The sequence below is a fragment of the Ktedonobacter sp. SOSP1-52 genome (assembly GCF_016587395.1).
Genome location: NZ_BNJH01000007.1, coordinates 328,939 through 343,301, shown reverse-complemented (window position 1 = coordinate 343,301; position 14,363 = coordinate 328,939). Strand labels below are relative to the sequence as shown.

The following is a 14,363-nucleotide window of genomic DNA, read 5'->3' as shown; positions in this document are numbered from 1 at the left end:
TCCTTTCCTTTGTCTTCATCATATCCCATATTCTTGACAAACTTTATCCTGGATTATACACTATTCTTGTTGGTAAATCCAGGGTAAAAAATATCCTGGATAGAAAAGGAGAGAGGAATGAAAGCTATTGGCATTCTGTCTGAAAACATTGGTGGTCCCGAGCTTTTGGAAGTGGTAGAGATTGTGAAACCGGTACCCGCTGCCGGGGAAGTGCTCTTGAGAGTGAAAGCTGCGGCTTTAACACCTGATGAACTTACATGGCCGGAAACATGGTACAACCATGGAGATAGCGCCCAGCCACGATCACGCCCTATTATCCCCGGCCACGAGGTTTCCGGGGTTATTGAAGCAGTTGGTGAAGAAGTGACAGCGTTTCAAGTAGGCGATGAAGTCTATGGGCTTCCCCGCTTTGATCATGATGGTGTCTGGGCTGAATATGCCATTGTCACCCCCGATCGGATTGCCCGACGCCCCCGATCAGTCAGTCATGACGAGAGTGCAGCTCTTGCCCTCTCGGCGCTCACCGCCTGGCAGGCACTCTTCAAGAAGGGGAATCTGCAAGCGGGGCAGCGTATCCTCATCCACGGGCCGCTGGGGGGTTGGTAACTATGCCGTCCAGCTCGCTCATCGGAAAGGCGCATACGTGATCGCTGTGGCTTCTGGACAGCATCGCGAGACTCTACTCGGCCTCGGTGCTGATGAAGTGATCGATTATATCACGACCAACGTTGCTGAAGCAGTGAGTGATATCGACTTTATCTTCGATGTGGTGGGAGCCTCGGTGATTGAAGCGAGCTTCAAATTGCTCAAACCAGAGGGGACCTATGTAGGGATTGCCAGCAACGCCTATAATCTGGTGGGTAAATATGCCGAGCAGTACCAGAAGAAAGGAATCTGGTTCATCGTTGAAGCCGACACCAATGATCTTACCCAGCTTGCTCACCTCACCGATGAAGGGCATCTAAAACCACGGATCGAGAAAGTGTACCCTCTGGAACAAGCTCGTCAAGCCTACGAGCGCCTCTTAGAAGGTCATCTGCGCGGGAAAATAGTTCTGAGTGTCTAGAACAGACGCAAGCATTGTTTGGTCATCTGGGTGAAAGTTGCGCCTTACACAATCTTAGGGATAAGTTCTTCAATACGAACCTGGTTCTATGGATATCGTGCTCAAAGAAAGAGATGCCTCGTTCAGATAAGCTCATCCTTCACCAAGAGTGTATAAGAACGTGCGAATCGTTTCCTCGAAACAGGTAAAATCACCTGAGGATGAGGAGGAAGGAAAACATCCTTTACAACTTGAGAATCGAAGTTGGGCGCAATTCCCAACCTCGTGTGAACCGAGAAATGCATTCTCCCCAGGGTAGCGACTGACCATCAATCCTTGAAGCGGGAGAAAAACCGAGGACGTTCAGAACCCACCTGAGCCACCTTTGGAAGCAGGTCGTCATGGCTAGCGCAAGCGAAGGTCTTGTGAGGCATCGTTAACAATAACAAGCTTACGTGGGTTATCAGCTTGCCCAAAATGGGAAAGGATAAGGGCCTGGCACGCGTTCTTGTGACCAGGGTTCACCCCACAAACCCCCGGTGTAGAGGACCAGCCTACCGCGACGCAAAACGATTCTCAGGAACGAGATAACTAGCCATCTCTTCTCAGCAAAGCTGAGCAGGTGTCAACCACATAGCATGGCTAGAAGGATTCCACAAGAAGCAAAAGCTGAGGGTAATGCCTCAGATACGCTGACGTGTGGACGATGGTTTGGACGATAGAGGTTCAAGTAGGAGTCCAGATGTTATGAACACGGAACAAAAGCCGATGTATGAATGGAATACCTTACCGTGGCGTGTCATCGAACGGTCGGTATTTAAGCTCCAAAAGCGCATCTATCAAGCCTCACAGGCAGGTGACACTGATCGCGTCCACAAACTGCAACGACTTTTACTGTCTTCCTGGTCCGCGAAATGTTTAACAGTCCGTCGGGTAACCCAGGACAATCAGGGCAAGAAAACGGCTGGAGTAGATGGGATAAAATCCCTCACGCCTCAACAGCGTATACATTTGATTCAGAGACTGCGTGTTGACCTGAAAACCGATCCGGTGCGACGGGTCTGGATTCCCAAACCCAATAACCCGGCGGAAAAACGGGGACTAGGCATTCCCACGCTGTTCAATCGAGCAGCACAAATGCTTGCGAAACTCGCCCTGGAACCTGAATGGGAAGCCAAATTCGAGTCAAATAGCTATGGGTTTCGACCGGGACGTTCCTGTCATGACGCGATCCAAGCGATCTATGGCAGTATCAACCAGAAGCCCAAGTATGTGCTCGATGCGGACATTGCGCACTGTTTTGACCAGATTGATCAATCAGCTCTCCTTGCCAAACTCCACACCTTTCCACTCCTGCGGCGCGTCATCAAAACATGGCTCAAAGCCGGAGTCATGGAAAATGGAGCCTGGTTCCCAACAGAGAAAGGAACCCCACAAGGAGGCGTGTGTTCCCCGCTGCTGGCAAACATTGCCCTCCACGGGTTAGAAGAAGCACTCACAGCCGCATTTCCCTCGACCCATCACGGAGAACGCTGGAAACCGACTGTGGTTCGCTACGCTGACGACTTTGTGGTACTCCATCCTGAGAAAACAGCGATAGAGCAGATACAACAGCTTGCTCAAAACTGGCTCACAGGGATGGGATTGACCTTGAAGGCGAGCAAAACACATATCACGCATACGTTGTCTCCCGATGAAGGTCAAGTGGGTTTCGACTTCCTTGGCTTTCATATTCAACAATTTCCTGTAAGCAAAATGCATGCAGGAAAAACGCATGATGGAAAGCTCCTCGGCTTCAAGACCATCATTACCCCCAGCGCCACCACCGTAAAACGACATCAACAGGCCATCAAAGAGCGGATCAAACGGGATCAAGCCCTGCCACAAGCAGTGCTGATTACCCATCTCAATCTCCTCATTAGAGGATGGGCAAGATATTACGCTCCGGTCTGTGCCAAACGCTGTTACGGGCAGATGGATACCTATCTGTTCCAACAACTGTGGCATTGGAGTAAACGGCGTCATCCCAACAAATCAGGGAAGTGGAGGGCCAAGGCATACTGGCATCCCGAGAAGGGAAGATGGCAATTTGCGACGGAACAGGGAGCATTGACACTGCACCGCATGACGCCGATCAAACGACATGTAAAGGTCCAAGCCAAGAAAAGTCCATTCGATGGCGATTGGATCTATTGGACGAAACGGCAAGGCACGCATCCCGAAACGCCCCCAAAGATGGCTTACCTTCTGAAGAGGCAGCAAGGGAAGTGCGCCTGGTGCAACCTCTACTTGAAAGACGGAGATCAGTTGGAAATTGATCATCGCCTCCCTCGCGTTCATGGAGGGACAGATGGGTATGCGAATCTCCAACTCATGCATCGCCACTGTCACGATCAGAAAACAGCCACCGACGGTTTTTCGACGAAAGGTACTTTTGACAAAAGCCAAATCATTGAGGAGCCGGATGACGCTAACGGGTCACGTCCGGTTCTGAAGCCGAGCGGCGGGGGCAACCCCGTCGCTTAGGTTAACCGCCTGCTTCATCATGTAGAGGTGATTGCGGTCAGCGGGAAGTCTTTCAGGATAAAAGATTGTACCGTGAAAAGCGAAAAGCGAAAAGCGAAAGCAGCAGCAGCAAAACCCTGAGTAGAAGGGGTGGGTCAATCTGAAAACGCTACAAATGGGTCAAATGTTCGGCGCTATTGGCAATAGCCCCGACTTGGAAGGGAGAAGCGGCATTGTTGATCCCGGTGAAGGCGAGCAGGTCACAACCTTTCGCGAGTGAGTGTGCTTGCACACTCACTGGAGCGAAGAGGCTGTCCGGTACGAGAATCAGATCTAGGCGTCGGTAATGGTGCTTTTTCCCGAGTTCGCCCAGGTATTTGCAGATCCGTGCTGACAGGCGGCCCTTATAGAGCTGAAAACAGTTCCCTGAATCCTGGCGAGATTCGTCCTCATATAGGCATGATTTGCCCCTGGTAAGGATAGAAGAAGCTGATTATACTATGTCCATGTTTCCCTTGAAGGAGTTACAACAAGGGGCAGGGCTACATGTCGTCCTGATGTACTAGCAAACAGAAGACGACAACGTGATCTACCGCTACAATAAAATGGTGTTGACACCTTTGCAAGGGGTTCTGTGGTCATCACTCTTTATCGGCGTTGCCCCTGACCAGATGTCCAATAGCTGAAATAAGGAGCACCTGTATTGCAGAGTGTTTCCGAATTACATAAGGAGTCTTATACGATGCCGAAAAATATTGCTGGTATTGCCATTCCTGATAGTTCCCTGGCCAACGAAGCCGCAGAACTCCTGCGCGAACATGGAACCCCACTGCTTTGGAACCATTCACATCGCGTCTACCTCTTCGGAGCCCTGCAGGGGCACCAGGCAGGGTTGCGCTATGATCCTGAATTGCTCTACATTAGCGCGCTCTTCCATGATCTCGGGCTGACAGAGAAGTACCGCAGCCAGGACAAACGCTTCGAGGTAGATGGGGCCAATGCCGCCCGTGATTTTCTTACCAGTCATGGCATTCCTCACGCCTCAATTCAACTGGTATGGGATGCGATTGCATTCCATACAACGATTGGCATTGCGCAATATAAAGAACCTGTTGTGGCTCTGGTTAATGCTGGCGTTGGCCTCGATGTCATAGGAGAAGGCTATGAGGATCTTGCCGAAGAGGTTCGTGGGCAGGTCGTAGCAGCTTTCCCACGCGATGGCTTTAAACACAAGATCCTGCATGCCTTCCTTGAGGGCTTCGCACATAAACCAGAGACGACCTTTGGCAACATCAAGTCGGATGTGTGCGAACGCTTCCTTCCAGGCTACAAGCGACCAAACTTCTGTGACTACGTCCTCCAGTCACCATGGAATGAATAGGGCCAGAGAGAGAAGACTTCTGAAGCAGAACGCGTGGCTTCTGCCTCTATCTTGTAGAGGCAGAAGCTCAGGTTGCCTCGAATCCAATGGATGTCAACTGACTCATAAATCGAAGATAAAAAACATCCAAGGTTAAAAGGGAGAGGCGAATGAAAGCTATCAGCAGTCATGAAGAGATCGCCCTCTCGGCGCTCACCGCCTGGCAGGCACTCTCAGAATAGAAGGAAAGGACTACGATACACTATGGCAAATGTTCTTGTTACGGGAGGAACCGGCGAACTGGGTCGTCTGGTCGTCGCTCAATTATTGGCCCATCAACATACGCCTCGGGTTTTGAGTCGTCAGACGCATCTCGATCTTCCGGAGGGGGCCGAGTCCGTCTATGGCGAGCTCACATCGGGAACCGGGCTACGCGAGGCAGTTGAAGGCGTAGATGCCATCATTCACTGTGCCAGTTCGCCTCAAGGAGCGCTGGCGACTGATATTGGTGGAACGCGTATGCTCGTTCATGCCGCCCGCGAGGCCGGATCGCCTCATTTCATCTATGTCTCCATCGTCGGTATTGATCGTGCACAATCTGGTTACTACCAGGCGAAGTATGAAGCTGAACGCATTGTGATGCAATCGCAGCTTCCCTGGTCTATCGTGCGTGCAACCCAGTTTCATAGCTTCGCTCTGCACCTCATCCAGTCGCTTGGCATTGAGAAGCTGAACGTGATCCCTGTTCCGCCCAATGTGCGTTTGCAGACCATCGCAACTGGCGAAGTTGCAGAGCGCCTGCTTGCTCTGGCCGAAGGAGGCGAGACGGGGCAGGTCGAGGATATGGGAGGCCCACAGGTTCTCACCCTCGAAGAGATGATCCAGACCTATCTCCACGTGCAAGGCAGGGAGGTACGCATGCGCGCTGTAGACCTGCCCAATTCCCTGTTTGCAACTTTTAGCTCCAGCGAGCGTCAGCATTCTGCCCCCGCTGTGGGTAAACAGACCTGGGAGGAGTTCATGCGTTACTGGTGTCATGAGAGGGATGGCTACCCTGTCCCGAAGACACAAAATCCAGTGCTGCTAGAGAAGACGGTGCAGGCCCACGATCCAGTACAGGTAAGTGTAATCGAGGTGTCGATGGAGCCCGGCGCATACACTACCCCACCTCATCGTCATCCAGGGCCTATCTTTGGCTACGTTGTAGAAGGCAGTGTCCTCTTTGAGATGCGTGGGCACACGCCCACGGTCTATCGGCAGGGGGATACCTTCTATGAGCCGGATGGATGCATTCATCTGCTCGCCAACAATCCCAGCCCGTCTGACAAGGCTGTACTTGTCGCGGTTCTACTCGGTGAGCCCGGTCAGCCTATCCTGACGCCCGTACAGCTGCAGGCAGGTACCAATGACCCTGTAGACGGTCGTCACGGCTCCTGCTCCTGAATTTACACTGGCATCGTGCGTTACCACCTCCCCGAGGCAGGCGACGCACGAACGCAGGTACTGCCAACTTGTTCGCAGTGCGCCCTTTAACGAATGAACGTGTTGCCTGAAAAGGCCCATTTGGATACCAATGCGAGGGGGAAGCGGCATGCGTCGGAAGATGGCATCTTCCGGGGTGTGAAGCCCGCTGATAATGTACCTACCTCTTTGAGCCGAACAAAGAGAAGGGCTACCCCTGTGATCTATGCTGACGAGAGGAACCTGTGTTTGAAGCGTCGTAAAGTTGAACAAGTGAAATGGCTGATACACTTGGCCCAAAAGGGAAGGTGCCTTTGCCTCGTTGCTTACGAATCAACGAGGGGTATCTCATGCGTGTACCCGGCGTACAGCAGGCAGCTACGGATCGCTGGAACATGTTCACACGGAACTGGGGAACTCTGATACCGCTTTTTGTCGCCACAATGGGGGCGACGGCGACGAAGTTCATTCGCGTGTGTCTGCCCAAACTTCAAGCACCATTGTCGCACGGTTTCATAGCTCACGACCACTCCTCGTTGTGCCAGAAGCTCTTCCACATCGCGAAAACTGAGCGAGAAGCGAAAATACAGCTAGACAGCATGGCTGATGATTGCAGGCGGAAAGCGGTAGCCTTTATAGTTGGGGGAGTGGTGTGTGTTTTCATACAGCTCTTCTAACATATTGTTCAGCTTTGGGTACAGCCACAGGACATGGTGGAGAATTCTAGAAGCCTATGCTAATCCCCTCTGGGCTGGATTTTTGTCATTGAACGGTCCAGACAGGCCATCGCTTCCCGAGGCGAGGCTTTATCCGAGTGCTTTTGCTGGCACCTTCACTGACTTTCTCACAACATGACACTGCACCCGCAACTGGCTTCGGTGGCTCTCAAGAGGAAACCGGCGACAATGGGTAAGAGAGCACCTCACGCGCCGTCCATCGTCGGTTGGTTCTGTTGGCTGCCATGGCTGGCGTCTGTTGCCGATAGCGTTGCGCTAACAGTTGGCCACCTCGCTGTCGTGGCTGCTCGAGCGCCACCCGCAGGGATTGATGAGGACGCACAAAATGGTAGTACGCTCGCCACCATTCCAGATGGGCCAGCAACTGTGGGGCCTGTTGGGAAGTGGCCCAGGTACAGCGAGCGAGCGCGGCTATTCCATGTCGGACGGTCAGATTCACCCGTTCAATGAAAGCCGTATTCAGTCGTCCTGAGAAACCCAGTCCCTGCAAGGTGCTTGTGAGAGCGGCCTGTGTCCCAAGGCGCATCACAGGCGTGACTTGTGCCAGCTTGCGTCGTCGGTAGCTTTTCTTCACTTGACCATACAGCAACTTCGCTGCCACTTGCCATCGGAGGACTTTCCGGCCTCGGCGATTCACCTGGAGCCAGTGCCAAAATGGGCTGTGAGAGCATAGAAGTACAAGTTCAAGCCATCACTGGTGAACAGCGGAATGCACCCAGGCGCCAAGAACTGCCGCAGGGAATGGATGACCGTATGGGCCATGTGCTGCGTGCGGGGACCCAGATGGAGTACGGGAAGGATCTTGGTGAGAGGATCGATGGCCAGCCAGAGCCAGAGCACCTGTGTGGAGCAGCGCAGCCGGGTGCGCAGTTCGTCCAACTGGAGGTGCGGGAGGTGGAGATGGAAGAAGAAGTGCTCATGCAAGGTCTGTGCGTGCCCACCTGCACGAGTGAGCCACGTCGTGATGGTGGCCTGGCGATAGCCGAAGACCCGTTCGGCGGCCGAAGCGTCCAGCCCTTCGGCCAGCGCAGAGAGCACCATGCCGATCTGGGGCGAGGGGGTTTTCAGACGATACAAGGGAGTGTGGCGTCTGGCAGTGAATGTGGTGTGGCAGGCCTGACAACGAAACGTCTGGATCCGCTCAGCCTGGCCATGTCTGCCATCACCGACCAAGGCGTGGACGTGAGCGTCTGTGATCCCGGCGTACGGGCACTGCGGGTTGGGACAAGCGAAGCCCTCAGTATTGACCCGCTTGGGGGCTCCCCGGCGGCTTTTCACTTCGCTCCAGGGTCGCACAGGCGTAGGCAGTGGCTCTCCCCTCGGCGAGGCGGAGGCAAGACGACAGGAGGAACAATCGTGTGGGGAACGGGGCTTGAGGAGACGATGGAGCTTGGGACATAGCTTGCCAACTGCTCTCGACTGGGCAGGACCATGATGGGTCCAGCAGAGAGACCAAAGCCCGAACAGGCAGAGCGTGAGGAAGGACACGAGCAGGAACAAAAACACATAAGTGGTCATCAGGATCCTCTCTGCTTGAAATGAGGTGAATGGGAAGAGTACTCAGGAAGGATAACCAGGGTCACGGAGGATTGTCAATCCAGTAGGAGAGACGGCTGATTTATCCACCATCGTAAGAGGCTGTACCCACGGGATGCGCAACGAGATTCTAGCAAGCTAGCAGCAGAAAGAGAAAGAGATCTCTCATGAGAAGGAACAAAATCTTCTCTCAGAAGGAGGTCTCTCTACCTATGATACCCAACGCTTGCATTCAAGTTCACACATCTCCTGTAGATCGTCCCTCGGTACCAGTCTGGTTCGCTGAAGTGGTCATCATTGTTCAGCACCTCGCAGCGAGTGGTCTGCTTGATGGGTTTGCTCATGAGGTGCGTTTGGTGCGCGGACGTTTTGGCAGCTATGAACCCATCGATTTTCTTGCCTTGCTGATAGGTTATGCAATCAGCGGCGAGCGGACGTTAGCAGACTTCTTTGAGCGCATAGAGCCTTTCGAGACGGAGTTCATGGCATTGTTTGGGCGCAGATGTCTTCCTCATCGTTCTAGCTTGAGTCGCTTCTTAGCCGATGTAGATCGTCCTTGCTTGGAGGCCTTCCGCGCACTCTTCCAGCACCATGCTTTCACTGATGGCTGGACCTTGGAGAGTATCGGCGGATTGTGGGATCGCCAGGGCCACCGCTGCATTGTTTTTGATGTAGATGCCACGCGTCAGGCCGCACGGCAACGAGCGTTACCTTGTGGTCCTGAGCTTCCCGCTACGCGACGCCGACTTGATGCGGTCTGTGCGCCAGGCTACACGGGGCGAAAACGAGGGGAGGTGGTCCGCACACGCACCGTCGCGCTTCAGATGCATACTCGTCAATGGATCGGCATCTATGCAGGACGAGGAAATGGTGACTATCAAGGAGAGCTCGCTTTGGCGCTTCGAGCCATCACAACCTACTTAGGGCTCTTTGCCTTCACTCCAGAGGTCGCTCTCGTTCGCCTCGATGGGCAATATGGTGATACGGTAGCTATTGCTCAACTGATTGGAGCAGGCGTGCATCTGGTGACACGAGCGAGAGGATATCGAGTCCTGGAGCATCCTCAGGTCCAACATGTGCTGGCTCACTCACCAACCGCGCGTGTGAGCAGAGTCAACAGTGATGAGATGGTCGAGTTGTTTGACGGAGGCTGGCTCCAATTGGATGGAGAAGTGCCTCAGACCCGCGTCATTGTGGCTCGACACCATGCTCCCGAACCGGGCAAGAGAATTTCAGTAGGCAAGCGCATTGGTGAGTGGGTGTATGAGGTTTTCATCACGACCCTGCCCGTCGATGGATACCTCGTCGAAGATGTACTCGATCTCCATCATGGGCGGGGAGCCTTTGAGGCCGTGCTTGCGGATGAAGATGTCGAAGAGGATCCAGACCGCTGGTGTTCGTACACGCAGTGCGGACAGGAGCTCTGGCAGATTGCGTGTCAATGGGTGTGGAACCTCCGGCTCTCACTCGGGCAGGCTCTGCAAAAAGCTGAGCTACGCGAGATCGAGTGGGCGTCCCCGGCAAAGACACCTCCGGTGCTTCTCACCATTGAAGAACCAGTTGAGGAATATAGGCCGTGGGAGTGGGCCACAGCATTCGAACGAGCCACTGGGCGCTTCGGGGCGGATGCCTTTATATTACAAGAGGATGGCAAGCTTCGCTGTCCAGCGGGAGCAAGCTTGTGGCTGAGCGAAGTGCGTCAAGAAAATGCATTCACGCAGCGCGCCGTCTACCTCGCATATCAGACCGACTGTCAGTGCCGTTCTCTGCGAGAACGCTGTCTGGCGAAAGGTGCCAAAGGCAATCGTGCTCGACGGGTCAGCGCTGTTCGTCGTCTCTTGCCCCCACGTGCCTCAGTTGCGTATGAACAAAAGCCCATCCTTCTCGGCCCAATACGATGGGTAGATGTCGCAGGTCGAGCGCTTCGCCGTAATTGGACGACCCATTGGCATCGTCAACACGTTGAGATCATCCCGCTTGTCGACTGCTCGAAGAAGGTTTCTCCACCACCACGTCCCGCTCGTGCTGTTCGTTCTCATTACCGCTGGAGTTGATCCGACCGGCTCGGCCGTAATGCCTGGTGGGGACCTCCACAACTGCGTGTGACCGTCGCAGGCGTCCCCGCCTTTCTCGCCATCAAGTAATACAGGAGGAATGAGCTTACAAACAGGGAATTTGAGCAAGATGCCATCTTCCCTCTGAGTTGATCATGAGGGGCAAGAGTCCCTGTCTGCTTCCAACAACCTCTTCTATTATTTCGTTGCTTGCTTGTTGTCAGCTCGTTGCGTATCCCGTGGGATACTTGACACTATCGGTGGAATGACGGTTGGTTGCTAGTGACTTTCATCTCTGTTATACTTGAGCCCCCTGAAGATGTTGGGGATGTTGGGGATAACAATGAGACAAGAAAGAGACTATGCCTAAACCATCCTTGCGTGTCCTTGCCTGGTCACAGGCAAACCAGATCTACGAGTATCGTATTGAAAACACTCCACAAGGTTCCATTTCTCCTGAGGATGAGCCATCATGGCAACAATGGCTGCTGACACAATCATCTTTCACCTTTCAAGGGAAACAGGGGCATCTCAATGTGATGAAAGAAGCTCGCATACGTGGGGCTGGCTATTGGTATGCCTATGCCTATACCCCGCAACGGCGTATTAAGCGTTATCTTGGAAAGACAGAGTCTATCACACTCGCACGGTTGGAGAGTATCGCGCATGAACTCACGCCAGAGCACAATACTCTCCTGACTCAAAGGATGTTACTTCTCCCTAAACTCCTTCCCCCACGACTCTCCAATAACGAGATTATTCGCGACCGTTTGCTCACGCGTCTGAACCAGAGCCTGACGCGCCCCCTTACTGTCATTGTGGCCCCAGCTGGCTTTGGCAAGACTATCCTTTTGAGTTCCTGGGTAGCTCATTGCCCGCATGCCATTGCTTGGGTCTCACTTGAAGAGTCAGATGACGAACCTGTGCGCTTCTGGCATTATGTAATTGCGGCGTTGCAACATGCTAGTGGGAGCCAGATCGGAGCGATGGCGCTAGCACTCTTGCAGTCGCCGCAGGCACCAGCATTTCCGATCGTATTGACCTCCTTCATCAATGACCTTACTGGCCTGGCAAAAGATTTGATCCTTGTCCTCGATGACTACCATGTGCTGACTGATGGGATCATTCACGATGGCGTTCGCTTTCTGCTCACACACCTCCCTCCCCAGCTCCATCTGGTAATCGCGAGTCGCACAAACCCACCTTTCCCCCTCTCACGTCTTCGAGTACGCGGGCAGCTTGTAGAGCTTGGTGAGCAAGATCTTCGTTTCGTGAGAGCAGAGATGGAAGCGTTTCTCCTTCAGAAAATGCGGCTACACCTGGACGCAGATGTTATTACGACATTAGAGCAGCGCACTGAGGGCTGGATCGCAGGTCTGCAATTAGCGACACTCGCCTTGCAGACCTGCGAGGATGCTTCATCCTTCCTTCAGCAATTGAGCGGTAGCCAGCGCCTAATCCTGGACTATATTCAGGAGGAAATCCTTGCGCATCAACCGCTTCAACTCCAGCGCTTCCTGCTCTCGACCTCCATCCTCAGCAATTTGCATCCTGACCTCTGCCAGGCAGTCAGTGAGGAAGCAGAGAGCCAACGGCTCTTGACGGAAATGGAGCGGCGTCATCTTTTCCTTGTTCCCCTAGAAGGCAAGCAACACTGGTATCGCCTGCATAGCCTCTTTCGAGATGCCTTGCTTGCTCATCTCCAAGCGACTGCTCCAGCACAGCTTCCGCTTTTGCATCAGAGAGCCTCACACTGGTATGAGCAGCATGGATATAGTGTTAAGGCCATTCACCATGCTTTTGCGGCGGCTGATTATGAATATGCCGTCCAACTGATAGAACATGTGGCGACACACATGTGGACGGGCAGTGAGGCCAATCAAGTACAGGATTGGATGAGTCAACTTCCAATGCCTGTGCTGCGCAGGCATGCGCATCTGGCTCTGACGACCGCACTCCATTCTCTGCACCAGACTCAGATTGCTTCGCAAGCCCGGCGAACTAGTGTACAGGCCCAGGTAGAGCAGACTATAGCGCAAATAGAGGAGATCATTGAGCAACAGGATACGACGGCACTACCAGAGGACGAGAGACGAGTTCTGCATAACCGTATTGGTTTACTTCGCGCCTGGATCGAAACGCGTGGCACTTTGTTTCAAGGGAATGAAAAGGAACAGCGGCGGCTTGCACACATCATGCAAGAGCTTGCCCAGGATGAAGAGGTCATTTGGAAGATGCTTCCGGCTTTCAATTTTTATGACAGTGGTTGGGCATATGGCGATTTCGTCTCCCAGCTTCCCACGCTCTGGGAATTGAAGCAGCAGGCAGAGCGCGAACAGCAGCCATATGAAGTCATCTGGATCATGGTCTGGTTGGCCACTATCTATCTTGATACAGGGCAACTCCATTATTCGTATCAAATCACACAAGAATCGCTCGCTCGTAGCGAGCGACTTGGGGTTATGAGAGCGATGTTTGCCTCGCTTCGCCATCGGCTGGCAACCATTTATGTCAAGTGGAACCGCCTGGAAGAGGCAGAGAGCTATCTGAAGGTGGTTATTCGTTACAGCCAGACATGGCAACATGTCAGCTTGTTCCTCCAGGGAAACTATCTTGCCATCTCGATCTTCCTGGCCCAGGGGAGGCATGAAGAGGCCATACAGGCTTTGCAAGAGATAAATTTGTTGAGAAAACAGTCCTTTCACAGCGCGGTCCACGCGCTTGGAGACCTGGGGCAGATTCAGATCTGGTTGGCTCAGGGGAATTCGCGAGCCGCAGAGAAGTGGGCCGAGCAGATAGTCGTGAACTCACAACGAATACAACATCTCGATGAGATAACATACATGAAATATTTGTGGTCGCGGCGAGTGTATCTGGCACTGGGACGCCATACAGAGGTGCTCGATTTTTGCGCTCAGTTTCTTCCCGTGCTGGAGCATGAGCAGAGAGGAGATGGGGTGCTTGATGTACTGGCGCTTCAGGTGGTGGCCTATGAATGTGCTGGTTATCTGCATGAAGCCTGTGAGGTTGCGGAACGGCTGCTTCGTTTGAGCGAGCCAGAAGGCTATATCCGTGTCTACCTGGATGCGGGAGAACCGATGCGACGTGTCCTCCAAAGCCTCCTCGACACGCACACATCCTTTGAAGCGACCCTTCTTCCCTACCTCAGGACACTGCTTACTGCCTTTGAACAGCAAGGGGCCAGCAGCAAATCTGTCGCGTCCACGCCCTTGCCAACCCTTCAGATTACACCTCCAGCACTGCGCGAACCGCTTACGGCACGTGAAAACGAGGTGCTTCACCTGCTTGCTCAAGGAGCGAGTAATCGGGAGATTGCGCAGGAGCTTGTGGTATCGCCAGCGACTGCCAAAAAGCATGTGTACAATATCCTTGGTAAGTTGGGTGTCCAGAGCCGGGTCCAGGCTCTGGTCCGTGCTCAGGAATATGCCTTGCTTTAGTCCACCTCTTCATTCCCCATCTTCGTCCCCAACATACCTCTTCGAGTCGCCCTCTACCACTGCACAAAGGTATCATTTTGGTCACTGCTTACCTATGGGCGCAACGGGTATGCTTCACCTGTCAGAACGATATCTGATGAGGAAAAATGTCAGGGCTAGAGAGCATAAGTGCCTAGGCCTCTACCCCAACGCCCTGAGAAGGAAAGA

Annotated in this window: 9 protein-coding genes and 1 pseudogene; 8 read left to right on the top strand and 2 right to left on the bottom strand. The window is 53.4% G+C overall.

Annotated features, from left to right (window positions below; translation table 11 throughout):
- The first annotated feature begins 117 nt into the window (after positions 1-117).
- The 5 genes from JMJ16_RS51115 (at position 118) to JMJ16_RS51095 (ending at position 6,353) form a co-directional block, all read left to right on the top strand.
- Complete coding sequence (locus JMJ16_RS51115; protein ID WP_201394196.1) at positions 118-606, top strand: alcohol dehydrogenase catalytic domain-containing protein; 489 nt, start codon at positions 118-120, stop codon at positions 604-606.
- Positions 607-652: 46 nt separating this feature from the next.
- Positions 653-1,066: a zinc-binding dehydrogenase gene (locus JMJ16_RS51110; RefSeq protein WP_201394194.1), complete on the top strand. Its 414-nt coding sequence runs from the start codon at positions 653-655 to the stop codon at positions 1,064-1,066.
- A 726-nt stretch (positions 1,067-1,792) separates the two neighbouring features.
- Positions 1,793-3,571, top strand: coding sequence for a group II intron reverse transcriptase/maturase (ltrA, locus tag JMJ16_RS51105; protein WP_201394192.1), 1,779 nt, complete (start codon positions 1,793-1,795; stop codon positions 3,569-3,571).
- A 721-nt stretch (positions 3,572-4,292) separates the two neighbouring features.
- Positions 4,293-4,931, top strand: coding sequence for an HD domain-containing protein (locus JMJ16_RS51100; protein WP_201394190.1), 639 nt, complete (start codon positions 4,293-4,295; stop codon positions 4,929-4,931).
- A 243-nt stretch (positions 4,932-5,174) separates the two neighbouring features.
- Positions 5,175-6,353 carry an NAD(P)H-binding protein gene (locus tag JMJ16_RS51095; RefSeq protein ID WP_201394189.1) on the top strand — a complete coding sequence of 393 codons (1,179 nt, stop codon included), beginning with the start codon at positions 5,175-5,177 and terminating at the stop codon, positions 6,351-6,353.
- Positions 6,354-6,808: 455 nt separating this feature from the next.
- Here JMJ16_RS51095 and JMJ16_RS51090 read toward each other — a convergent pair.
- Both JMJ16_RS51090 and JMJ16_RS51085 read right to left on the bottom strand, forming a co-directional pair.
- Positions 6,809-7,051 (bottom strand): annotated as a pseudogene (locus JMJ16_RS51090) (IS6 family transposase); the annotation flags it as partial.
- A gap of 205 nt (positions 7,052-7,256) precedes the next feature.
- Positions 7,257-7,697 carry an integrase core domain-containing protein gene (locus tag JMJ16_RS51085; protein WP_201394187.1) on the bottom strand — a complete coding sequence of 147 codons (441 nt, stop codon included), beginning with the start codon at positions 7,695-7,697 and terminating at the stop codon, positions 7,257-7,259.
- A gap of 65 nt (positions 7,698-7,762) precedes the next feature.
- Here JMJ16_RS51085 and JMJ16_RS51080 point away from each other — a divergent pair, with 65 nt between their 5' ends.
- The 3 genes from JMJ16_RS51080 to JMJ16_RS51065 all read left to right on the top strand — a co-directional run bounded on the left by JMJ16_RS51080 (position 7,763) and on the right by JMJ16_RS51065 (position 14,156).
- On the top strand, positions 7,763-8,509 hold the full coding sequence (locus JMJ16_RS51080) for a hypothetical protein (protein ID WP_201394185.1): 747 nt from the start codon (positions 7,763-7,765) through the stop codon (positions 8,507-8,509).
- Positions 8,510-8,856: 347 nt separating this feature from the next.
- Positions 8,857-10,698: a hypothetical protein gene (locus tag JMJ16_RS51075; RefSeq protein WP_236602129.1), complete on the top strand. Its 1,842-nt coding sequence runs from the start codon at positions 8,857-8,859 to the stop codon at positions 10,696-10,698.
- Positions 10,699-11,060: 362 nt separating this feature from the next.
- A complete protein-coding gene (locus JMJ16_RS51065) occupies positions 11,061-14,156 on the top strand; it encodes a LuxR C-terminal-related transcriptional regulator (protein ID WP_201394182.1) in 3,096 nt (1,031 codons plus the stop codon).
- Positions 14,157-14,363 lie beyond the last annotated feature (207 nt).